The 22,947-nt window shown below is 66.4% G+C and carries 21 protein-coding genes; 14 read left to right on the top strand and 7 right to left on the bottom strand.

Annotation, left to right across the window (positions count from 1 at the left end):
- The first annotated feature begins 71 nt into the window (after nt 1-71).
- Nucleotides 72-851: a trans-aconitate 2-methyltransferase gene (tam, locus tag HG262_RS11225; RefSeq protein WP_169271093.1), complete on the top strand. Its 780-nt coding sequence runs from the start codon at nt 72-74 to the stop codon at nt 849-851.
- Between the two features lie 32 nt (nt 852-883).
- On the opposite strand, the gene HG262_RS11220 is transcribed toward tam, so the two are convergent.
- Genes HG262_RS11220 through HG262_RS11210 form a run of 3 tightly spaced genes read right to left on the bottom strand, consistent with a single transcriptional unit; the run spans nt 884 to nt 4,873 of the window.
- Entirely contained in the window at nt 884-2,311 is a 1,428-nt protein-coding gene (locus tag HG262_RS11220; protein ID WP_169271092.1) for an efflux transporter outer membrane subunit, read from the bottom strand.
- Nucleotides 2,308-3,363 (bottom strand): HlyD family secretion protein, encoded by a 1,056-nt coding sequence (locus tag HG262_RS11215; protein ID WP_169271091.1) that lies wholly within the window; start codon nt 3,361-3,363, stop codon nt 2,308-2,310. The genes HG262_RS11220 and HG262_RS11215 overlap by 4 nt, the downstream gene beginning before the upstream one ends.
- A 13-nt stretch (nt 3,364-3,376) precedes the next feature.
- Nucleotides 3,377-4,873, bottom strand: coding sequence for an MFS transporter (locus tag HG262_RS11210; RefSeq protein WP_169271090.1), 1,497 nt, complete (start codon nt 4,871-4,873; stop codon nt 3,377-3,379).
- A 222-nt stretch (nt 4,874-5,095) separates the two neighbouring features.
- On the opposite strand from HG262_RS11210, the gene HG262_RS11205 reads away from it, so the two are divergent.
- Nucleotides 5,096-5,488: a DUF4148 domain-containing protein gene (locus HG262_RS11205; RefSeq protein ID WP_169271089.1), complete on the top strand. Its 393-nt coding sequence runs from the start codon at nt 5,096-5,098 to the stop codon at nt 5,486-5,488.
- On the opposite strand, the gene HG262_RS11200 is transcribed toward HG262_RS11205, so the two are convergent.
- On the bottom strand, nt 5,452-6,252 hold the full coding sequence (locus tag HG262_RS11200) for a helix-turn-helix transcriptional regulator (protein ID WP_169271088.1): 801 nt from the start codon (nt 6,250-6,252) through the stop codon (nt 5,452-5,454). The two genes, HG262_RS11205 and HG262_RS11200, sit on opposite strands and share 37 nt — an antisense overlap.
- A 145-nt stretch (nt 6,253-6,397) precedes the next feature.
- Here HG262_RS11200 and HG262_RS11195 point away from each other — a divergent pair, with 145 nt between their 5' ends.
- Nucleotides 6,398-7,630 (top strand): MFS transporter, encoded by a 1,233-nt coding sequence (locus HG262_RS11195; protein WP_169271087.1) that lies wholly within the window; start codon nt 6,398-6,400, stop codon nt 7,628-7,630.
- Nucleotides 7,631-7,645: 15 nt separating this feature from the next.
- Here HG262_RS11195 and HG262_RS11190 read toward each other — a convergent pair whose 3' ends face one another.
- A complete protein-coding gene (locus tag HG262_RS11190) occupies nt 7,646-7,975 on the bottom strand; it encodes a protealysin inhibitor emfourin (RefSeq protein WP_169271086.1) in 330 nt (109 codons plus the stop codon).
- Nucleotides 7,972-9,036, bottom strand: coding sequence for a M4 family metallopeptidase (locus tag HG262_RS11185; RefSeq protein ID WP_169271085.1), 1,065 nt, complete (start codon nt 9,034-9,036; stop codon nt 7,972-7,974). The genes HG262_RS11190 and HG262_RS11185 overlap by 4 nt, the downstream gene beginning before the upstream one ends.
- A 183-nt stretch (nt 9,037-9,219) precedes the next feature.
- Here HG262_RS11185 and HG262_RS11180 point away from each other — a divergent pair, with 183 nt between their 5' ends.
- Both HG262_RS11180 and HG262_RS11175 read left to right on the top strand, forming a co-directional pair.
- Complete coding sequence (locus HG262_RS11180; RefSeq protein ID WP_169271084.1) at nt 9,220-9,867, top strand: DUF4375 domain-containing protein; 648 nt, start codon at nt 9,220-9,222, stop codon at nt 9,865-9,867.
- 269 nt (nt 9,868-10,136) lie between these two features.
- Nucleotides 10,137-11,018 (top strand): prohibitin family protein, encoded by an 882-nt coding sequence (locus tag HG262_RS11175; protein ID WP_211187188.1) that lies wholly within the window; start codon nt 10,137-10,139, stop codon nt 11,016-11,018.
- Here HG262_RS11175 and HG262_RS11170 read toward each other — a convergent pair.
- Nucleotides 11,011-13,116, bottom strand: a complete 2,106-nt coding sequence (locus tag HG262_RS11170; RefSeq protein ID WP_169271082.1) for an EAL domain-containing protein — start codon at nt 13,114-13,116, stop codon at nt 11,011-11,013. The genes HG262_RS11175 and HG262_RS11170 overlap by 8 nt on opposite strands.
- A 262-nt stretch (nt 13,117-13,378) precedes the next feature.
- On the opposite strand from HG262_RS11170, the gene HG262_RS11165 reads away from it, so the two are divergent.
- The 9 genes from HG262_RS11165 to HG262_RS11125 all read left to right on the top strand — a co-directional run.
- Nucleotides 13,379-13,621, top strand: coding sequence for a hypothetical protein (locus HG262_RS11165; RefSeq protein WP_169271081.1), 243 nt, complete (start codon nt 13,379-13,381; stop codon nt 13,619-13,621).
- A gap of 102 nt (nt 13,622-13,723) precedes the next feature.
- Nucleotides 13,724-14,227 carry a sigma-70 family RNA polymerase sigma factor gene (locus HG262_RS11160; RefSeq protein ID WP_169271080.1) on the top strand — a complete coding sequence of 168 codons (504 nt, stop codon included), beginning with the start codon at nt 13,724-13,726 and terminating at the stop codon, nt 14,225-14,227.
- On the top strand, nt 14,224-15,222 hold the full coding sequence (locus HG262_RS11155; protein WP_169271079.1) for a FecR family protein: 999 nt from the start codon (nt 14,224-14,226) through the stop codon (nt 15,220-15,222). Before HG262_RS11160 ends, HG262_RS11155 begins: the two co-directional genes overlap by 4 nt.
- Nucleotides 15,223-15,304: 82 nt before the next feature.
- Nucleotides 15,305-17,785 (top strand): ferric-rhodotorulic acid/ferric-coprogen receptor FhuE, encoded by a 2,481-nt coding sequence (gene fhuE, locus HG262_RS11150; protein WP_248293328.1) that lies wholly within the window; start codon nt 15,305-15,307, stop codon nt 17,783-17,785.
- 190 nt (nt 17,786-17,975) lie between these two features.
- Nucleotides 17,976-18,485 (top strand): sigma-70 family RNA polymerase sigma factor, encoded by a 510-nt coding sequence (locus HG262_RS11145; RefSeq protein ID WP_169271078.1) that lies wholly within the window; start codon nt 17,976-17,978, stop codon nt 18,483-18,485.
- 11 nt (nt 18,486-18,496) lie between these two features.
- Nucleotides 18,497-19,501 carry a FecR domain-containing protein gene (locus tag HG262_RS11140; RefSeq protein WP_169271077.1) on the top strand — a complete coding sequence of 335 codons (1,005 nt, stop codon included), beginning with the start codon at nt 18,497-18,499 and terminating at the stop codon, nt 19,499-19,501.
- 136 nt (nt 19,502-19,637) lie between these two features.
- Nucleotides 19,638-22,100 carry a TonB-dependent siderophore receptor gene (locus HG262_RS11135; RefSeq protein WP_169271076.1) on the top strand — a complete coding sequence of 821 codons (2,463 nt, stop codon included), beginning with the start codon at nt 19,638-19,640 and terminating at the stop codon, nt 22,098-22,100.
- Between the two features lie 101 nt (nt 22,101-22,201).
- Nucleotides 22,202-22,723 (top strand): sigma-70 family RNA polymerase sigma factor, encoded by a 522-nt coding sequence (locus HG262_RS11130; protein WP_169271075.1) that lies wholly within the window; start codon nt 22,202-22,204, stop codon nt 22,721-22,723.
- On the top strand, nt 22,720-22,947 hold a 228-nt coding region (locus HG262_RS11125; RefSeq protein ID WP_169271074.1), incomplete at its 3' end, for a FecR/PupR family sigma factor regulator. The genes HG262_RS11130 and HG262_RS11125, both read left to right, overlap by 4 nt.

Genomic DNA, 22,947 nt, shown 5'->3' with positions numbered 1-22,947 from the left:
TTCTATATTTGTAATATGGATAGGCGAAGCGTAGAGTCCGACCGTACACCGTCGTCCGGCAAGGAGCCGTCATGAGCAATAACAGTTGGTCCGCCAAGCAGTATTCCGCTTTTGAAAATGAACGCACACGGCCGGTACGCGATCTGGTGGCGGCCTTGCCGAACCCGTCCGTCGGGCTGGCCGTGGATTTGGGTTGCGGCCCGGGCAATTCCACGGAGGTGCTGGCCAGCCGCTACCCCGATGCGAAGGTCACCGGCATGGACAGTTCGCAAGACATGGTCCAGGCCGCCCGCAAGCGCCTGCCTTCGCTGGACTTCGAACTGGCCGACATCGCCACGTGGAATCCGCCGCAGCAGTACGACGTGATCCTGGCGAACGCGGCGCTGCAGTGGGTGCCCGACCACGCCACGCTGTACCCGCGTCTGGTCGGCAAGCTGGCCCCGGGTGGCACCCTGGCGGTGCAGACGCCCGACAATATGGAAGAACCCGCGCACCGCCTGGCGCGCCAGGTAGCCGGTGAAGCGCCGTGGGCCGCCAAGACCGGCGGCGTGAAGCATCCGCCGCGCCACAGTGCCGCCTGGTACTACGAACTGTTGAAGCCGCATTGCGGCGTGCTGGACGTGTGGCGCACCACTTATCACCACCCGCTGGCGGGCGCCGTCGCGGTGGTGGAGTGGTTCAAGGGCACGGCCTTGCGCCCCTATCTGGACAAGCTGGACGCCGCCGAGCAGGCCAGTTTCCTGGCACGTTATCAGGCGCTGATCGCCGAGGCCTATCCTGCGCTTGCCGACGGCACCGTGCTGTTGCCGTTCCCCCGGCTGTTCATCGTGGCGGGGCCGAAACAGGCATAGGGGCGCGAGGCGGGGCTTTTTCACGCGTGCCGCTATTGCCAGCCGCCACCCAGCGACCGGTACAGGTCCACCAGCGCCAGCGACACCGCGGCCTGCGTGGATACGCGGGCCTGGTCGCTGGTCAGCACGGCATTCTGCGCGCTGAGCACATTGACGAAGTCCGACGCGCCGGCGGCGTATTGGCGCTGCGCGTTGGCCAGGGCGCGGCGCGCGCTGGCCGAGGCGCGTTCCAGGCTGGCGTGCGCCTGCTGCTGGGCCTGATAAGCGGTCATCGCGTTGTCGACCTCATGCCACGCGGCAAGCACGGTCTTCTGGAACAGCAACGCGGCTTCCTGCGCTTGCGATTCGCGCAGACGCAGCCGGCCGCGAAGCCGGCCGCCCTCGAATAGCGGAATGCGCAGGGCCGGACCGACGCCGAAAATACCGGCATTGTCCGTGTCCAGCTCATGTAGCTGCAGGGCCTGCAACCCCAGGTTTCCCGACAGCGTGATGCGCGGATAGAAGTCGCCCTCGGCCACGCCGATGGCGGCCACCGCCGCATGCAGCGTGGCCTGTGCGCGGCGGATGTCGGGCCGGCGTTCGGCCAGTTCACTGGGTACGCCTGCCGGCACCCGCACGGGACCACCCGGGATCGGCGCCACCGCCGCCAGCCGTTCGTGCAGCGCGTGGGGGGGCTGATCGAGGAGTCGCGCCAGCGCGTTCATCAATTGATCCACCCGCAGGGCCAGCGGCGGGATCGCCGCTTCGATGGCCGCCGCCTGCGCATCGGCCTGCGACACGTCCAGCTCGGTGGCGACGCCTTCGCGCTGGCGCAAGCGGGTCAGCGCCAGGTTGCGATTGGCGTTGTCCAGCGTCTTGTTCAACACCGCCAGCTGGTTCTGCGTCCCACGCAGCAGGATGTAGTTGCGCGCGGTCTCGGCGCGGATCGACAGGACCACGCCGCGTTGTGCTTCCAACGCCGCTTGCGACTGCGCGCCCGACTGCTCAACTTCGCGCCGGACACGGCCCCACAGGTCCAGTTCCCAACTGGCGTCCACGCCCGTCTGCCAAAGATTGAAGGACGAACGGCCGTTTCGGCCTGTTGGATCGGCCAGACCGGCCTCGCTGTTCTGCCCGCGCTGGTAGCTGGCGCCGGCGCCAACCCGGGGCAGGCCGCCCGCTTCCGTGATGCCCATGGCGGCCCGGCTTTGCAGCAGGTGCTCGTGGGCGATGCGTATGTCCACATTGGCCGCGGTGGCTTCGATGATCAACGCGGTCAGGGTTGGATCGCCGAAACTGTCCCACCACGATGGGTTCAGGGCCTCCTGCACGGGGGCGCTAGGCGCGGGCGCACCCGTGGATTCACGCCATTGCGCGGGCAGTTGCGCCTGTGGCGCGACGAAGTCGGGTCCGACCGCGCAACCGCCGATGCCCAGCAGCGAGGACAAGAGCAGCGCACGCGAGATCAGGCGGTGTGTCATTGCGCGGCCCCCTGCAGCGTGGCGGCGGTGTCGACCACGGCCTCCACCGACATGCCGGCGCGCAGCCGCGGCGCGTTGTCGGGCAGGGCGTCCAGCACGATCTTGACCGGCAGGCGCTGCGCCACCTTGGTGAAATTGCCCGTGGCGTTGCTGGGCGCCACGGGGGAAAAGCTCAGCCCGGTTCCGGGCGCAATGCTTTGGACCCGGCCATGCAGCGGCACATCAGGGTAGGCGTCGACAGTGACCGTCGCGATCTGGCCGGGGCGCATATGCGTCAGTTGCCGTTCGCGGAAGTTTGCCACCACATAGGCGTGCTGCAATGGCACGACGGCAAGGATCGCCGTTCCGGGGCTGACATAGGCACCCACGCGCAGCGCGCGGCGGCCGATCGTGCCGTCGATGGGCGAGGTGATCCGCGTGTACGACAGATTCAGGTCGGCGCGGTCTTTCAGGGCCTGGGCGCGTTGCAATCCCGCGCGGGCGGCGTCGCGCTGCGCCACCAGTACTTCTTGTTGCTTGCGCGAGGCCTGCAAGGTGGCCAGGTGCTCGGCCTGCCGCGCCTGCGCCATCTCCAGCCGGCTTTTCGCTTGTTCAAACACCTGTTGCGTGCCCGCCCCTTCGCTGGCCAGGCGGCGATGGCGCTGGAGTTCGCTTTCGGCGAAACGGATGTCGGCCAGGTCGGCGCGGGTGACGGCGTGGGCCTGGTCGATCACGGCCTGCTGGCGTTCCAGCGTGGCGGTGGCATTGGACAGTTGCGCGGCGGCCACGGCCAGCTCGGCGCCCGCGGCGGCCAATGCCGCCTGGTAGTCGCGGTCGTCGATGAGGGCCAACAACTGGCCTTGCTTGACGTCCTGGTTGTCGTCCACCAGCACGGCTTCGATGAAACCCGAGACTTGCGGCGCGACGATGGTGTGGTCGGCGGTGATGGTGGCGTCGTCCGTCGATTCGGTGGCGGTCGAGGCGGACCACGACCATCCGCCGTAGGCGAGCAGGCCCAGCGCCGCCAGCGCTGCGGTAAGGGGAAGGAAAGTACGTAAGGAGGGTGTCTTCATAAGGGACTCGATGTCAGGTTGCGGCGCGAGGCGGATAGATCCGGGTCGCGACAAAGGGGATCAGGAGGATCAGCAGCACAGCCACGGCGGCCATGCACAGATAGAGATCGGCGGAGGTCATGACGGCGGCCTGCTCCTGCACGCGCCGGGACAGCGCCGTCGCGCTTTCGCCGCCGATGCTCAAGGGAAAGTTCCCCAACTGGTCGGCCAGTTGGCTGGAGTGCGTGTTGCGGCGCCAGGTCGTCAATGCATCCAGCAGGCCGGTCGCGGCGACGGCGGCAAACCCCTTGATGGTGTTGAACCAGGCGGACGCGTACGGGCCGTCCGAGGGCGCGAGGCCGCCGGTCGCCAGCATCAGCAAGGGGATGACGGCCATGGGCTGCGCGAAGATCTGCACGGCCTCCAGCAGATAGAACTGCTCGCGCGACCACACGGGCGTCAGTTGCGAGCCGAGTGCGCAGGATGCGGCCAGCAGCGCAAGCCCGGCTGCCAGTACCCAGCGGCAGTCCACGGCGCGCAGATTGCATAGCGCGGCCACCAGCGGCAGTGCGATCAGTTGAGGCAGGCCCATCGTCAACAGGACGGGCGCGGTTTCCAGTGGTCGATAACCCCGCAGTTGCGCCAGGAAACTGGCGGGTATCAGAATCACGCCCAATAGCACGATCAGAACGCCACCCAGGGTCACGAGGGCATGGCTCAGGTTGCGGTTGCGCAAGAGCTGGATCTTGAAGAACGGCAGCGGGTGGGACCATTCGTTGATCATGAAGAGCACCATCAGCAGTCCGCCGGCGCCCAGCAGGCAGGCGATCAAAGGCGAATTCAGCCAGTCCAGGCGGTCGCCCTGGAGCAGACCGATGACCAGCATGGCGAGCGCCGGTGCGCCCAGCAATACGCCGCGCCAGTCGAACAGGCGGAACCGTTCCAGCTTGAGCGGGTCTTGCGGCAGGCCTTTCCAGATTGCGGCCATGGCCAGCAAGGCGGGGCCGGCGGCCAGCCAGAACGCCCAGCGCCAGCCCAGCACCTCGGTGCAGAAGGCCGCCAGCGGAATGCCGAGGCTGGGCGCGAACGTGGCGGTCAGGGCATAGCCGCCCAGACCGTAAAGTTTGATGTTGGCCGGAAGAAAGCGCAGCGCCACGGTCATCAGCATCGGCGGCAAGGCGCCGCCGGCCAGGCCCTGCAACGTGCGCAACAACAGCAGCACGGGCAGGTTGGGCGCGAAGGGGCAGAGCGCGCCGAACACCGCGAAGGCGGCGAGCGCCGCCACGGTGAACCGCCGCAGCGAAAACGTGACCGAACACCACGGCGCAAATGCCATGGCGCAGACCGAGGCGGCGGCATACACCGCGACGAACCAGGTGCCCTGGTCGTAGCTGATGCCCAGCGCCCCGCGGATGTCGGGAAGCGCCATCTTGGTGACGTTCTCGTTGAGGCCGGCCAGGATGACGGCCAGCAGCACGCCGGACAGGCCGGTCAGGATGCGCGGGCCGAAGGCCGATGAAGGAGACTGCATGGGAATAGCGCCTTGGATGACAGGAGCCATTCAGTCTAGGGAGATGCGTCCTTGCGAAACACCGGGCGGGGCGCAATGCAGGCTTGCGCGGCGTGCAAGGCTGGGGCCTCCCGCAGGGGCAAGGGTTTGCGTGCAGGACAACGCTGGATTGCGCTGCGGGGGATTTATTGTGGCGGGCGTTCGGACGACCATGGCGGCACTCGTTAACCGCAAAGGATTTCCATGAATACGTTCCGACTATCCACGCTAGCCCTGTGCCTGACCCTCGTGGGCGGCGCCGCTCACGCCGAAGGCAAGACCCGCGAACAGGTGCGCGCAGAATTGATGGAAGCCAAGGCCGCGGGCCTGGTCACATACGGCGAACAGCAGTATCCCGTCGACGTGCCGGCCACCCGCACGAAGACCGCAAGCCAGGTCCGCGACGAATTGGCGGTTGCCCGCGCTGCGGGCATGGTGACCTTCGGCGAACTGGACTACCCGCCCGACGTTCCCGCCTCCACCGGCAAGACCCGCGAACAGGTGCAGGCCGAGCTGCACGAGGCCCGAGCCCGCGGCGTGATGAAGTCTGGCGAATTGGACTACCCGCCCGTCGCGTCCGATTTTTCCGCGAAGTAACGGGCGGGCGTTTTGCCCAGCGTTTTCTTGAACATCGTGATGAACGCGCTGACCGATTCATACCCCAGGTCTTCAGCGGTGCGTTGCACGGACACGCCCGAGGACAAGCGCTGCAAGGCCAGGATGACATGCAGTTGCCGGCGCCAGCGGCCGAAGCTCATGCCGACTTCCTGCTGCACCAGGCGGGCCAGCGTGCGTTCGCTCATGGCGACCCGCTTGCCCCATTGCGCCACCGTGCTGCGATCGGCGGGATCGGCATCCAGCGCGCTGGCTATCTGGCGCAGGCGGGGGTGATCGGAGAGCGGCAGGTGCAGATGCTCGGTTGGCATGCGCGATAGCTGCTCCACCAGCACCGCCGCCAACTTGCGGTTGGCGGCGGTTGTCGTGTCCGAGGGCGGCAGGTGGGCCAGGTGCACGATCAGTTCCCGCACCAGGGGTGAGATCGCCAGGGTGCAGCAGGTGGAAGGCAGGCCGGGCGTGCCGGCCGGAACGAACAGAAAGCAGACGCGTCCGTTTGCGGTGACGCGATTGCTGTGCGGCACGCCGCCCGGAATCCACACGCCGCATTGCGGCGGCACCATCCACAGCCCCTGGGGGACCGAGCAGGTCACCCCCCCGCGCAGTGCCAGCACCAATTGGCCCATGGGGTGATCATGGGTGGGCGATTCGCTATCCTGCTCCGCCGCATGGACACGCATGGCGAAAGTCCACTGTGCGGCGGTGTTGGGATCGAAGGCCGGCGGGGGGGAATGGGCGTGAGGCATGGCGGCGACGCCGTGAGGGGCAGATTGGCAGAATTTAAGGATAGTTTGTCATTGTCTCGAAATTCGGTAAAGCACCTCGCGCGTAAGCTAGGTCCTCTGAAATGCGGTATTTCCGCATTGGCTTTGGATTTCACAGATTGCCGTCATGATTCATATTCCTTCCCTTGTCCGTCCCGGCAGCCGTCCGGCGCTGTTGATCGCAGGCATGCTTTGCATCGCCATGGCTTTGCGTGCGCCGGTGACCGGCGTGGCGCCATTGATCGGCATGATCCGCGAACAACTGGGCTTGTCGTCGACCGCGGCCGGCATGCTGATCACGTTGCCGCTGCTGGCGTTCGCGATGGTCTCGCTGTTCTCGGCAGGGCTGGCGCGCCGCTTTGGGCTGGAGCGCACGCTGTTCGGCGCGTTGCTGCTGATCGCGTTCGGCATCGTCGCACGCACGCAGGGCGCGGCGTGGGGGTTGTATGCAGGCACGGCCATCATCGGCTCGGGCATCGCGATCGGCAACGTGCTGCTGCCGAGCCTGGTCAAGCGCGACTTTCCGCAGCGCGTGGCGGGTCTGACGTCGGCCTACGTGCTGACCATGAGTATCGCCGCTGGCGTGGCCTCCGCCATCGCCATTCCGCTGGCCGGACTATCGGCGGGCGGTTGGCGCTTTTCGACGCTATGCCTGTTGGTGGTGCCCGCCCTCGGTCTGCTGCTGTGGCTGCCGCAGTTGTCCCATCACATCGCGCCGGCCGCGACGACGACGCATGCGCCGCATGGCGGCCGCCTGTGGCGTTCGCCCCTGGCGTGGCAGGTCACGCTCTACCTGGGCATCAATTCCTTCGTGTTCTACGTCGCCGTGAGCTGGCTGCCCGCCATCCTGCAAGATGCCGGCTATTCGGCGGAGCGCGCCGGTTCGCTGCACGGGCTGTTGCAACTGATGTCGGCCGGGCCCGCCTTGTTCCTGGCGCCGGTGGTGCGCCGCTTGAAGGACCAGCGCGGCGCGGCGTTCTGCTCGGCGGCGGCGTCGTTCGTCGCGCTGGCCGGCCTGATCGCGGCCCCGTCCTGGGCCACGCTGTGGATCGTGCTGCTGGGTCTGGGCACGGGCGGCGGCATCATCCTGGGCCTGGCGTTCGTGGGCTTGCGGGCCAGCCATGCGCAGCAGGCCGCGGCGTTGTCCGGCATGGCGCAGTGCGTAGGCTATCTGTTCGCGGCGACGGGGCCGGCCGTGGTGGGTGCGCTGCACGACAGGCTCGATAGCTGGAGCGTGGCGCTGGGCGCCTGCGCCGCGCTCTGCGTGGCGATGGCGGTCATCGGCCTGTATGCCGGCCGCGCGATGCAGATCGGCGGATTCCGCGAGCATGCGGCGCACGTCGCGACGGTTGCGCAATGAGCGCTGGCCGGACGGTCACGCCGGGTCGGCGTGGGCTTTCCACAGGCGCACCAGCGTGTCGGGCGCATCCGCTTCCGGCACGTCGAAACTGACGGCGGTCTGGTCGTCCCGGTCCATCACCATTTCGATGTGGAAGTAGCGCTGGTCGCCACCCGCCTGCCCGCATTCGGGCACGGCTTTCGGCGCGGCGCGTTGCAGGGCGTCGCCCACGTCCTGGCGCACGCTGGGCGGGCAAGTCGACAGGTTGATGCTGCGGGGCTGCGACAGGCCGGGCAGGTACGCCAGGCCGCCTTCGCGGCTTAACCGCACCAGCAGCACAAGGTCCAGCGGAGGCAATTCGATCATGACAGGACTCCCACGGCCGCCCACGCCTGCGCGACGGCTTGTTGCACGGCCGCGCCCTGGCGTTCGGCGGCGACCGTCACCGTCAGGGCGGCGAAGGTCTTGAAGTCCGCATCGTGGCGCAGCCGCTTGTCGCACAAGGTGTCGTACCAGACTTGTCCCGCGCCTTTCCATGCGGGACCGTCCAGGGTGGTGGCGGCCAGGAAGAAGGCGCGGTTGGGGATGCCGGAATTGATGTGTACGCCGCCGTTGTCGCGCGGCGTGTCGGCGTAGTCGCGCATGTGCGCAGGCTGGGGATCCTTGCCCAGCAGCGGGTCGTCATAGGCGCTGCCGGGCTCCGCCATGGAGCGCAGCGCGCGGGCGTTCACCTTCTCGGTGAACAGTCCGGCGCCCACCAGCCAGTCCGCCTGCCTGGCGGTCTGGCCCAGCGCGTACTGCTTGACCAGCGCGCCGAAGACGTCGCACAGCGATTCGTTCAGCGCACCGGGCTGGCCCTGGTAGAGCAGGTTCGCCTCGGTGTCGATGACCCCGTGCGTCAGTTCGTGGCCGATGATGTCCACCGCGATCGTGAAGCGGTTGAAGACTTCGCCGTCGCCGTCGCCGAACACCATCTGCGCGCCGTTCCAGAAGGCGTTCTCATAGTCTTCGCCGTAGTGCACGGTGCCGACCAGCGGCAGGCCGTGGCCGTCGATGGAGTGGCGCTTGTAGATGTCCCAGAACAGTTTGTAGGTGGCGCCCAGATGTGCGTAGGCTTCGTCCACGGCGGCATCGCCGCTGGCTGGCCGGCCTTCGGCGCGCGCCAGCGTGCCGGGCAGGGTGGTGGTGTTGTCGGCGTCGTGCACGGCACGTTGCGGCGTGCCGCCGGGCGCGGCGTGGCGGGTAGGGGCCAGCGTGGCGCGTGGCGGCTGTTCCGCCATCTCGCGCAAGCTGCGTTGTTGCTGGTCGATGATCAGCGTCTTGACGGCCGGCATGCTGACGCGGGTGTCAGTATGCTGCGCCAGGCGGTCCAGCACATAGGGCGGGACCACGCCGATCAAGGGGGAGGACTCGGAAGGACGTGGCATAGTCGGTCTCTGTCGTGGCGCCGGGCCAATGGCGCGGTGCAGGCAGAACTACGGTAGCAGATGGCCCCGGCGCGCGGACGTAACAGTGTGCGGCCTGATGCGAGCGCTGCCTACGCGATGGCGGCTCGACATGGGGGCGCCTGCCCGGTAAGGTTGCCCGGTCCTGAATTTTCCGCCTTTGACATGTCATTGAATCCCTACCGCATCCAATCCATCGCCTTGACCGATACGCATCTGTTGCTGACGTTGGCTAATGGTCACGAGCTGCCCGAGCCGATCAAGCGTTATATCCGGCTGGAGAACGCAACGCCCGCGCAGCGCACACAGTGGCAGTTGGTAGACGACGGCTTTGGCGTGGTCTGGCCCGCGCTGCTGGAACCCTCGGCCGAGGGCATGCTGAACGTGCACGACCTGTTGTGGGACCAACGCTACGAGCAGGCCATGGCGAAATTAGCCGCAGCCGAATGGAAGCTGGACCGCCTGTCGCGGGTCGATCAGGAACTGGTGGCGCTATGGCGGATGGAAGCCGACATCAACAACGGGGGCTTCATGCAGTTCCTGTGCAACTGGGGCGACCCGACGTGCCAGTTGGCCCTGCAGGCCTTGCGCAAGGTGGGCGCCACGCACATGCTGGCAGTGCTGTCGCGCATGCGCGGGCTGATCGACCGCTTCGAGGCCTCGCCCGAGGTCGTGGAGCTGAACGACATCTACGGCGCGATGACCGACGCCGAACAAGAAGAACTGGAGGCGCTGGACCACGCGTTCTGGGAATATCCCGACCGGTTGTCCCGCTTGGGGTTGCAGGTATACGGGGCGAACCTTCAGCCTTGAATCTGTCTTAGGTAGCAGAGGCGGCATGCCCGGCAACGTTCTGCAAAGTCTGGCAACACTCATGCCGCTCGGGAGGGTCCATCCGTCCCCGCCTCGGGATAGAATCCGATGCTTCTTTCCCGGGGGGGACGCTCGATGAGGTATTTCCTGATCTTGGTTGGCGCAGCAGTGGTCGCCTACTTGCTGGCGCGCGGCATCGCGGCCGTGCTCTCGGACCGTAAACGTTCAAAAACAGATAGGGACTCCAAGTGAAGCCGACAGATATTCAGATGGTCAAGACGATCGGCGCGGTCAAGCCGCGCAGCATCAAGGTCGCTATCGGCACGGGGATCCTGTTCCTGCTGATCCTGTTCCTGGCGTTCGGCTCGTGGTTCCAGGTGGACCAGGGTGAACGCGGCGTCGTGCTGCGCAACGGCAAGCTGGTGCGGGTGTCCGAACCGGGCCTGGACTTCAAGACGCCGTTTATCGACAACGTGATGACGGTGTCGGTGCGCGACCACACCTTCGTGTTCGAGAAGCTGGAGGCCTACAGCTACGACCAGCAGCCGGCCCACCTGCGTGTGTCCGTCACCTATCGCGTACCGCCCGAGCATGTGGCCGAGCTGTATTCCGAATACGGCACCATCAGCAATTTGCAGATGCGCGTGCTGGAGCGCAAGACACCCGACGCCGTGAAAAACGTGTTCGGCCAGTACACCGCGGTGCGCGCCATCCAGGAACGCCAGAAGCTGGGCCTGGACGTGAACAACGCCGTGCTGAAGACGATGGAAGGCGCTCCTGTGCAGGTGGTGGGCGTGCAGATCGAGGAAGTGGGCTTCTCGCAAGCCTATGAGCATTCCATCGAACAGCGCATGCTGGCCCAGGTGCAGATCGAGACGACGCGCCAGCAGAAGGAAACGGCGATGATCAACGCCGAAATCCAGGTGGTCAAGGCCAAGGCTGAAGCCGACGCGCGCCGTCAGCAGTTCACCGCCGAAGCCGACGGCATCCGCATGCGTGGTGACGCCGAAGCGGCATCCATCCGCGCCAAGGCCGAGGCGCTGGCCGCCAACACCAACCTGGTGAGCCTGAACGCTGTTGAAAAATGGGATGGCGTGCTGCCGTCCACGCAAGTGCCGGGCGCCGCCTTGCCGTTCATCGGCATCAAGTAGGCGCCGACGTGCATGGGTGCGCGGGCATGGGCGGGGTCGCCTGCCGCCTGCGCGCGAAATCCACAAGGTTGTCGCCCGACAAAGCCTTGCTGTAGTACCACCCCTGCACGATGATCTCGGCAGGGGAATCCAGCGCCATCAGCTGCTGGTCCGTCTCCACGCCTTCCACGATGATCTGCAGGTTCAAGGCTTCGCAAAAGCGCAGCAGGCCGCTCATGACCAGCGCGCCTCGGTCGGAGCCTTGCGCGATGACGAAGCTGCGGTCGATCTTGACCGCGTCGATCTGGAACTGGTGCAAGTAGCTCAGGGCGGAATAGCCGGTGCCGAAATCGTCGATGTACACCCGGGCGCCGATCGCGTGCAGGCGGTCGAATGCGGCATGCAGCGCCTGCGCGTCTTCGACCAGCGCGTCTTCCGTCAACTCTACCGAGATCTGCCCGCCGGCTTGCGCGAGCACCTTGATCAGTTTCTCCCGGTATTCCTCGGACGTCAGCGTGCCCGGTGTGACGTTGATGGTCATCGGCAGCACGAAATCGCGCTTGCGCCATTGCAGGCATTGCAGCACCGCCTGCCTTGCCACCCACAAGTCCACTTCGCGCATCAGGTCGGCTTGCGCCAGCCATCGCAGGAATTCAATCGGCGCCTGTTGCGTGCCTTGCGGGCCGGTGGCCCGCAGCAAGGCTTCGCAGCCGGTGCACAACCCGCTGCGCATGGACACCTGCGGCTGGAACTGCAGATAGAAATCGTATTGGCTGATCTCGCGGATGCGGGCGTTCTCGGTGGCCCGGTGCGCGCGGTCGGCGTAGATCTTCACAATGGGATCGTGCGCATACAGCAGTGATTCCTCCTGTAGCCGGGGGAAGGTCGTATCCAGGGATTTGAAGTAGACCGTCGCGCTTTCCTGGCGCTGGCGCTCCTGCGCGAGGACAAAGGGGGCGTACAGGCACATGCCGATCCCTACCAGGATGATCTGCAGCGCCACGCCGGCCAGGCTGCCGCCTGCGGCGATATAGGCGTTGAACAGCACGGGCGATGTCAGGGGCAGTTCGGTGGAGGCGATCGGCAACCAGCCCAACTGGACGACAGCCAGCGCGATGATCGCATTGCTCACGGGCGTCAGCACGAATGGAATGAGCAGGCGCGGATTCAGGATCAGGGGCAGTCCGAACAGGAGGATCTCGTTCACGTTCAATAGCGACACCGGCAGGCTGGCCAGAGCCAGCACCCGCAGCGATTCGTTGCGGGAGAACACCAGGATGGCGATCACCAGCGACATCGTCGCGCCCGATCCGCCGATGAACACGAAGGCGCCCAGCAGCGTGCTGTTCAATGCATACATGCCTTCATAGCCAGCGGCCCGGGTCACCGCGTTGAGCATGGCGGCCTGGTTCATCACGTCCATGACGGGCGCCATCGCGTGGTAGCCATGGATGCCGAAGAACCACAGCAGGGAATCCAGGCCGGCGATCAGCGCGCCAGAGGTGAATGGATTGTCCAGCGAGGCGAAGGTCAACGGGACGTTGAACTGCGCCAAGCCTGGAATGCGCAGCGCGGCGGACAACGTCACCAGGACCACGCCTGCGGTCAGCAGGCCGGGCACCACCATGTTCAGCGTATCGCGCACGTTTTCGCTGATCAGCCCGTCGGGCGCCAGCCGTGTCCAGGGGCGCTGGTGCAGCCACGCCATCAACGGCACGGCCAGCAATGGCGAAACGATGGCGACAAAGAGCACCAGTGTGGCCGCGGCCTGGGGATAGGGCGCCATCAGGCCGCTGGCCATCACCACGTACGACAGGCACAGGAACGCGGTGGGCAGATGGGGCAGGCGATGCCGGAACGACAGCATGTAGCCGATGGACGTGCCAACCAGGATCGGCATGATGCCCTCCAGCTTGTCGTGCGCGCCGGTCAGGAGCTCGACCACCGCAGCGGGCATGCCCAATTGGCGGGCCATGACCGACAGGACAAGAAGCAGGGCGGTGACCAGCAGGCACGGCAAGGTCCAGAGCAGGCCTTCGCGTATGGCGCGCAATGCGCTGGCGCTTGCCAGGGAGGCCAGCCGATCTTTTGGATTGCGAGGCAAGATCGATTTCGGCATGGAGGTCTGCCCAAGGGGCCCGCGCAGACGCACAAGCGCCAGGCTCCGTGTTTGTAAGAATATTTTGCTACATCCTAGCCGCTGTTTTCCCGGTTTAGCAATCGATATGCCACGAAATCCTAGGGATTCCCCTCTGTCAAGAAATGCAAAGCGGGCGCAAGGTAGCAGTACAGGCTTGACGGAGCGCTATACGATCAAGCGGTTGCTCGCCCGTTTCGCGGCGTAGGCGCACCAGCCAATAAGCTTCAATAAGGAGACATGGATGTCTCAGTTGGATTGGACGTCCGGCGATACCGCGCCGGATCGACAGGGCTATTACGAAACACGGTTCGATACGGGACGCACTGCCATCACGCCGTACAGCGTGCTGGGTTGGATGCCGGTGAAGACACCCGGCAACATGGTGGGATGGCGGCCTTTGCCGCCCGGCGCCGAGAAAGAAGAGGCCGAACGCCACATACAGGAGATCCGGGCGGCGCAAAGCCATATCCCCATGGATTACTAGCGGACCCCACGGGATGTGGCGGGCGCGCGACGATGTAGTTGCGATAATGAGAATTATTTGTAAAATTCGCAGCCTTGCCGTCATCCGCCACCCGATTGGTCCATGTCCCGCCCTTCCTCGCCCCGCACCGGTTGGCTCGCCTATTACGACGAGCTGGTGGGGGTATGGAGCCGGCGCACGGGCAACCGCCACGACGCGGAAGACGCGGCGCATGACGCCATCGAGCGCCTGCTGAAAGCGGATGCCAGTGTTGCCCTGAAGGCGCGCGGCTACCTGTTCCAGGTGGCGGGGCATCGGTTGATCGACCGGTGGCGCAGGCAGGGCCGCGCGGAACACATCCCGTTGGACGACCTGGACGAGGCCGACCAGCTGGTGCAGGATGACCCCGACGCGCCCGTGCGCGCGGCGCGGCTGGCGGACGATCTGGCCAACGTCCTGGCAGAATTGCCCCCCAAGTGCCGTGAGGCCTTCGTGCTGAACCGCATCGAGGGCTGGACGCAGGCCGAGGTGGCGGCGCATATGGGCCTGTCCAAGAATATGATCGAGCGCTATGTCATGCGCGCCATTGAACATGTGCGCGACCGGCTGCGCGAACACAATCCATGACCCTGCCCATTCCGAACGACCGCGATGATCAGCGCGAGCCGGCCACCGCCGCGTGGTGGTTCGCACGCTGGCACTCGGGCGAGCTGACGCGGCGCGACCGGCGCGAGTTCACCCGTTGGCGGCGCGCCCATCCCGATGCCGCGCGCGAATTCGACCGCATGCAGCAATTGGGGGCGGCGGCCGCCGGATTGTCGCGGGACCAGGTGCAGGGCCTGTTGGGCGGCGCAGTGCCTGCGCGCCCGCGGCTGCGCCGCGAGCGCGGGTTCGTGCTGCGCGTGGCGATGGCCTGTGCGGGGGTGGCTGCTGTGGCCCTGGGCGTGTGGTGGAGCCTGCCCGTGGAAGCGCCGTCGTTCACCTCGATGGTCAACACGGAACGCGGCGAGCGCCGCCAAATGACCTTGCCGGATGGTTCGGTCCTTGAAATCAACGGCGGCACCCGCGCCCAGGTGAAGTTGTACGCCGGGCGCCGCGACGTCGAGCTGGAAAGCGGGGAAATCAATTTCACCGTCAGCGCCGACCCCGCGCGCCCGTTCATCGTGGACGCCGGTAGCGGCGTGATACGCGTGACGGGCACGGTGTTCGACGTGCGCCGCGATGCGGATCAGGTGGCCGTGCTGGTGGAGTCCGGCACGGTGCAGGTATCGGGCGGGCACTGGTGGAACCTGGGCCGTGCCGTGCTGCGCGCGGGCCACGGCATCCGGGTGCCAGGCAGCGGAGCGATCGGCGTGCCAGCGCCCGCCGATGTGCAGACGGCCACCGCCTGGCGCGATGGGCGGGTGGTGTTCAAGAACGCGCCGCTCTCCGAGGTGGTGCGCGAAATGAACCGCTATCTGGCCACGCCGTTGCGGTTGGCGGATGACAAGGCGGGTCGCCTGCGGGTGTCGGCGTCGTTCTCGCTGGACCGCCCCGAGGCGCTGGTGGACGCCTTGCCGGCGGTGGCCCCGGTGCGCTTGACGCCACGGCCCGGCGGGCCCATCGACATCAACGCGAACTGAGCGCCGCCTGGCGGTGTTACAAAATAAATGGGAATGAGATTCAGGTTTATCTGCGGTTGAGGCGTTCTACGAAGGAAGGCGCATGCGCCGCACGCCCGTCGCCGGGCGCGAAATCCCCTCCGTCGAACCGAAACAGCAGGTATTCGTGACCATTCCCGCAAGCAGTCAATCCATCGCGGCGACGCGCCGCGCAGGCGCGGCACCGCGCTTCATGCTTTCCTCCCTGATGCTGGCGCTGGGCCTGGCGCTTGCCGGCGCACCGGATGCCGTGTGCGCCCAGGCCGCGGCCGTGTCGGTCGACATTGCCGCACAGCCGCTGGGCGACGCGTTGATGCATTGGGCGGCCCAGACCCAGGTGCGCGTGTTCTATGCGCCTGACGTGGTGGCGGGCCTGAATGCCCGCGGCCTGCGGGGCAGCCTGCCGCCGGAAGAAGCGTTGCGCAGCCTGTTGCAAGGCACCGGCGTGGCCTACCGCTGGCAGGGCGACAGCATCATCCTGTCGCGTGACGGCGGGGTGACCAGCCTGGCGCCGGTGACGGTGACGGGCAGTTCGGATCCGGCCATCACCGAAGGCACCGGGTCGTACACGACGCCGGCCACGTCCGCCGCCACGGGCCTGACCTTGTCGCTGCGCGAGACGCCGCAGTCCGTCAGCGTGGTGACGCGGCAGCGCATCGAAGACCAGAACCTGCGTTCGCTGGACGAGGTGATGGGCAATGTCGTGGGCGTGCAGGTGGTCAGCGAGGACACGGACCGCACCGACTTCTGGTCGCGCGGGTTCTATATCGACAGCCTGCAGTACGACGGCGTGCCGACCACCATCGGCTTGTCCATGTATGGCGAATCCGACAACGATTCGTTCATCTACGACCGGATTGAAGTGGTGCGCGGAGCGACGGGCCTGATGACGGGCGCGGGCAACCCCGGCGCGTCGATCAACCTGGTCCGCAAGCACGCCAACAGCAAGACGTTCACGGGATCGGTCAGCGCGGGCTTCGGTTCGTGGAACCAGTACCGTGGCGCCGTGGACCTGTCCACCCCGTTGAACGAGGAAGGCACCGTGCGCGCGCGCATGGTGGCGCTGTATCAGGGCCGAGATTCCTACATTGACCTCTACCACGCCAACAAGAAGGTGTTCTACGGCGTGATCGACGCCGACCTGACGCCGAATACGCGGCTGAGCGTGGGGGCGGACTATCAGGACAAGCGGCCGCGCGGCTCCACCTGGGGCAGCCTGCCCGTGGTGTTCAGCGACGGCACGGCCACCGATTGGCGCCGGTCCAAGACGACGGCGGCGGACTGGACGTATTGGCACACGACCAACCAGACGATGTTCGCCACGCTGGAACACCACTTCGCGAACGACTGGGAAGTCCGCGCGGACTGGTCGCAGCGCAAGAGCAAATACGACGCCAAGCTGCTGTACCTGTACGGCGCGCTGGACCGCGAATCCGGCACGGGCCTGCGCGCGTTGCCGGGCTACTGGAATTCCTACGCGCAGCAGACGTCGCTGGACGTGCAGGCGAAGGGGCCGTTCACGCTGCTGGGCCGCAAGCACGAGGTGGTGGTGGGCGCGATGCGCAGCCGCTACGGCGAGGACTTCTACCGCTACGGTTTTGACAGCGGTTCGCTGGCCAGCACCGGCAACTTCTACCAATGGGACGGATCGTTCGCCCAGCCCACCTGGACCGACGCCAGCCTGCGCGCGACCGTCACCCACCAGGAAGGCGCGTACGGCGCCGTCCGCTGGTCGTTGGCCGACGGCCTGACCGCCATCACGGGCGGCCGCTATGCGACGTGGAAATCCAAGTCGGACACGCGCGACCAGAAAGATTCCCAGTTCATCCCGTACGCGGGGGTGGTCTATGACATCAACGACACGTATTCGGCCTACGTCAGCTACACCGATATCTTCCAGCCGCAAGACAACCGCGACCGCAACGGCAATTACCTGGATCCCGTGCAGGGCAAGAACTACGAAGTGGGGGTGAAGGGCGAGTACCTGGACGGCAGGCTGAATACGTCCATCGCGCTGTTCAAGGTCAAGCAAAGCAAGGTCGCCGTGCTGGATGGCGACGCGCGGGTGCCGGGGTCTTTCGAGCAGGCCTACACCACCGCCGACGGCGTCACCACCAAGGGCGTCGAACTTGAAGTCAGCGGCCAATTGGCGCCGGGCTGGAACGCCTATGCCGGGGGCACCTACTACACCAGCCGCGATGCGCAAGGCGTGTCCGTCAACCCGGAACGTCCGCGCGCCATGGCCAAGCTGTTCACGACGTACCGCTTGCCGGGCGACTTCAGCAAGCTGACCGTGGGCGGCGGCGTCAATTGGCAGATCTCGACCTATAGCGAGGTCAGCGCCGGCAACGACACCGTCACCGCCAAGCAAAAGGCCTACGCCATCTACAACCTGATGGCGCGTTACGACTTCAATTCGAACTTGTCCGCGCAGTTGAACCTGAACAACCTGTTCGACAAGAAGTACTACCTGGGCGGTGTCGCCAACCAGGTGTATTACGGCGAACCCAGAAGCGTGTTCGTGAACCTGACTGCGAAGTTCTAAGGCGTCATGCCTGCGTGTGCCCGGCGCATCCCGCGCCGCCGGCCCGCGCAAACGGCGTTCGGGCCGGGTTCCCCGGCATGCGTCACCGGGGGAGGAGTTTTCCGCCTTGTAAAGGATTCGAAGATAATTATAATTGCGAATCATTTTCATTTTGTATGGGCATCTGGCGGCGACGCCGGGGCGCAACGTCATGCCTTCCTCTTCATTCGCCCCTCGCGCCGAGGTGCAAACCGTCTATCTGGCCCACCACCAATGGTTGCGGGGCATGCTGCAGCGCAAGCTGGGCAATGCGTCCGATGCGGCCGACGTGGCGCACGACACCTTTGAACGACTGATCCGGGCCAATGTGCGCGAGCCGCTGAGCGAACCGCGCGCTTACCTGCGCACGATCGCCACGCGGCTGCTGATCGGCCGAGCGCGGCGGGCGGCGCTGGAGACGGCCTACGCGGAATCGTTGGCGTTGCAGCCGGTGGCGATGGAGCCGTCGGTGGAGGCGCGCGCCTTGATCCTGGAAGCGCTGGAACAGGTTTGCGAATTGCTGGACAGCCTGCCCATGGCCAGCCGACGCATCTTCCTGATGGCGCAGATCGACGGCCTGTCCTACGCCGAGATCGGCCAGCAACTGGGCCTGACGCCCAACGCGGTGCAGAAGTCGTTGGCCCGCGCGCTGGTGCATTGCTATACGGCTGTCTACGGGTGAGCCGCGGCCTGATGGATAGCGCCAAACTGCTGCGCCCGCATGCGCCGGACGCCGGGCGGATCGACCCCAAGGTCATTCGCCAGGCCGCCGACTGGTGGGCGCGCCTGCGCGAGGACGCGACGGATGCCGACCGCGCGGGCTTCGAACGCTGGCGTCAGGCGCAGCCTGCGCATGAACTGGCCTGGCAGCGCATGAGCGCGCTGACGCGAGACGTCGCCCTGGGCGTGGCCGAGGCCGGCAACGGCGTGGCCGGGCGCACCTTGCGCCAGGCGCCGCTGATCCAGTCGCGGCGCAACGCGATCCGCTGGATGGTGTCGGCCGCGGGGCTGGGCCTGGGGGCGTGGGCGGTGGGCGAACGCGGCGCGATCCGCCGCCTGACCGCCGACCTGCGCACTGGCACCGGCGAACGGCGGGCGCTGACGCTGCCGGACGGCACGCTGCTGGAACTGAACACCGGCAGCGCCGTCGACTTGCGCTATACCGCCAGCCAGCGGGAAGTGGTGCTGCGGGAAGGCGAGATCCTGGTGACCACCGCGCAGGACCAGCAAGGCCGGCCCTTCACGGTGCGCACGCGCAGCGGCGTGCTGACGCCGGTGGGCACGCGCTTTCTGGTGCGCGACCTGGATGAGGGCAGGAGCTTGCGGGTGGCCGTCCTGGAGGGCGCGGTGGATGTGCGGGGCCTGGACCCCGCCGATGCGCCCCGCCGCGTGGCGGCCGGCGAACAGGCCGACTATTCGGTCGGGGGCGGCTTTGTTGCCGGTCCGCTGGAACCTGCGACGTCCGCCTGGCTGACCGGGATGCTGATCGCCGATGAACTGTCCCTGTCGAAGTTCCTGCACGAACTGGGACGCTATCGTCCCGGCCACTTGAGCTGTTCCGATGCGGCGGGCGCCCTGCGGGTAGTGGGCGCGTTCCCGCTGGCCGATAGCGACAAGGTACTGGCCATGCTGCAGGAAGTGCTGCCCGTTCGGGTGCGCCACTACACCCGTTATTGGGTCACGGTGGGACTGGCCTGAGCGGGGCGCCGGAACGCTCCTCATTTAATTTGTAACTGCAACGGCGTAAATCCCGACCTCGCGCTTCATGTAAGGAAAGCAGCCCGGAAGATCCCCCCCGGGCTGCGCCATCCTTCAAGAGCCAGGGAATCCCTTCATGTCTTCTCGTCCTGCCCGCGCCGCCGTCCTTGCCCGCGTCACTTTGCCTCGTACCCGGTTGAGCGCCGCGCTGCGCCTTGCGCTGCCCGCCGTCCTGCTTGCCGCGCCGTGGCCCTCGGCCGTATATGCCCAGGCGACGACCGGCCAGCGGGCGGTGGCGTTCAGCATTCCGGCAGGCCCGCTGAGCGCGGCGCTGGGGGCGTTTGGGGGGCAGGCCGGCGTCATGGTGGCATCCGATCCCGCGTTGACGGCCAGCGCTCGCACCGATGGCGTGGCGGGCACGTATCCGGTGGATGCCGCGCTTGAGCGCTTGCTGGCGGGCACCGGCTTGCAGGCGGTGGCACGGCCCGAGGGCGGTTTCCGCTTGCGCCAGGCCGCCGCACCGGGACAGGCCACCACGCTTGCGCCGGTGACCGTGACGGGCAGCTACAACGCCACCACGGATGGCACGGCGTCGTACACGTCTTCCGCCGTCACCATCGGCAAGACCACCCAAGCCCTGAAAGACATTCCGCAGTCCATTACCGTGCTGACCCGCCAGCGCATGGATGACCAGGACATGACCAGCTTGCCCGACGCCATCAACAACACGGCCGGCATGGTGGGCGTGCAGGGCGTGGGGGCGGGCGTGGCGATCAATGCCCGCGGGTTCCCCGTGGACCTGCTGCAATACGACGGCGTGGCCCTGCTGCGCAACAGCTACAGCCTGGGCAACTGGGAGCAGGATTCGCTGGTGTTCTACGACCGCGTGGAAATCCTGCGCGGGGCGGCCGGGCTGCTGCAAGGGGCGGGCAGCCCGGGCGGCGCGATCAACCTGGTGCGCAAGCGCGGCGGGGCGGAGCCGTCGGTGGTCATCACCGGTAAGGCCGGGTCGTGGGACCACTATGGCCTGCAGCTGGATGCGGGCGGCCCCTTGAACGCGGCGGGCACCTTGCGCGGCCGCGTGGTGGTGGATGAAGACCAGAGCCATTCCGCCATCGACTACGTGTGGGACAAGACGCGCAATTTGTATGCCGCCCTGGACTACGACGTCACGGAGAACACCACGGTGGGCATCGGCATCAGCAACCGCTACAGCCGTTCGCGGCCGATGTTCGTGGGCTATCCCCGCTACGAGGACGGCGGCGACATCGATCTGCCGCGCTCGACGTTTACCGGGTCCACGTGGAATCGGGCGAAGAACGACCAGACCATCTTCAATGCCGACGTGACCCACCGCTTTAATGACGCGTGGCGATTCCGGCTGGCGGGTGTTGCCATGAACGAGAAGAACACCACGGTGCACCAACGTGTGGTGGGCCCGATCCTGCCGGACGGAAGCGGGCTGGACTACGGCAATTTCGGCGTGGACTTCAAGAGCAAGCAACGCGGGCTGGACATGTCGGTCAGCGGCAACTTCACCGCGCTGGGCATGGAGCAGGAGGTGGTGGTGGGCGCCGCCTACTCCAAGCTGACGACGGCCGATCGTTTCACGCGCGCCTGGGAGTCCGGCGGCAATGTGTTCGACATCGATCACCATCGCCCGTGGCAGGACATCGACAGCATCGCCGCGGCAAGCGGCTATGACGCGCGCAGCAGCTACGACATCCGCCAGAAAGGCATTTACGGCACGTGGCGCGTCAAACCCACCGAGTCGCTGGCGCTGATCGGCGGCGGCCGCGTGGGCTGGTTCGACTACGGCTATTCCAGCGCAGGCAGCACCACCACCTCGACCACTTCCGGCAAGTTCATCCCCTACGTCGGCGTAGTCTATTCGCTGACCGACAACTGGTCCGCCTACACCAGCTACACCACGGTGTTCGAACCCCAAACGGCGCGCAGTCTGGACGGCAGCCTGCTCAAGCCGATCGAGGGCAACAACTATGAAGTGGGGGTGAAGGGCGAGCTGATGGACGGCCGCGTCAATACGTCGCTGGCGGTGTTCCGCTACGACCACAAGAACCGCGCGGTCAACGACTATGACGCCGGCTTCGCCTGCGACGGCTGGTATTGCTCGCGCGCGTCGGGCAAGGTGCGCAGCCAGGGCGTCGAGGCCGAGATCTCGGGTGAAGTGGTCAAGGGTCTGGAGCTGTACGCCGGCTACACCTACAACACCACCAAATATCTGTCGGACCCCGACAACCAGGGCGCGGTCTTCAACACCTGGACGCCCAAACACATGCTGCGCCTGTGGGCCAACTACAAGCTGCCGGGCATGATGAACCGCATCAGCGTGGGCGCCGGCGTCAACACGCAGACCGACACGATCAGTTCGGACCGCGAGTTCAAGCTGGCCGGGTTCACGGTCTGGAATGCGCGCGTGGGGTATCAGGCCACGTCGGAGCTGAGCTTCGCCTTGAACCTGAACAACGTGTTCGACAAGAAGTACTACGTGCCGTCCTACAACACGCTGTCGGGCAACAACTACTACGGCGAGCCGCGCAATGTGATGTTGACGGTGCGCTACGCGCCCAAGCTGTAATTGGGCTGACCAAGAGGGCTGACCGGCAGGACGGAAGGACGAAAGGCGGGATAAGATAAAATAGAAATCGTTCCCATTTACACGCCACCAAGAGGTGCGCCTTGCCTCCGTCCGACTTGCTGCCCGCCGATACCGTCACGAAGCTATATCGTGACCATCACGGCTGGCTGTCCATATGGTTGCGCAAGAAGCTGGGCAACTCGTTCGATGCCGCGGACCTGGCCCACGACACCTTCGTGCGTGTGATGAGCGGCCGACGCAAGGACGGCATGGGCGCCGAGCCGCGCGCGCTGCTGACGCATATCGCAAAGGGGCTGGTGGTGGACCACTGGCGCCGGCGCGCATTGGAAGACGCCTACTTGGCCGTGGTTGCGCAGTTGCCCGCGCCGGAGGTGCCGTCGCTGGAAGTGCGGGCGCTGATCCTTGAAACCCTGCACGCCATCGATGCCACGTTGCGCACGCTGCCCGCGAAAACACGCGAGGTCTTCCTGATGTCGCAGTTCGACGGCATGGCGTACGCCGACATCGCCGCAAGGCAGCGGGTGTCGCTGGCGACCGTCAAGCGGCACATGCAGAAAGCGCTGACAGCCTGCCTGATCGCCTATCAGGCCCACGCGGCATGAGCGCGGCGATCGACCCCGCGATCCTCGAAGAGGCAGCCGGTTGGCTGGTGCGCTTCCAATCCGAAACCCTGTCCGCGTCCGACCGGACCGCTTTCGACCGGTGGCGGGAGCGTAGCGCGGCACACGGCGCCGCGTGGCAGCGGGTGGAAGACATGGTGCGCGGATTCGGCCAGGTGCCGCCCGCGATCGGGCGCGACACGCTGCGCCGCCTGGACCGGCCGGGA

Source organism: Achromobacter sp. Bel, assembly GCF_012928505.1.
Classification (GTDB): Bacteria; Pseudomonadota; Gammaproteobacteria; order Burkholderiales; family Burkholderiaceae_B; genus Achromobacter.
This window is presented reverse-complemented; position numbering and strand designations above follow the sequence as displayed.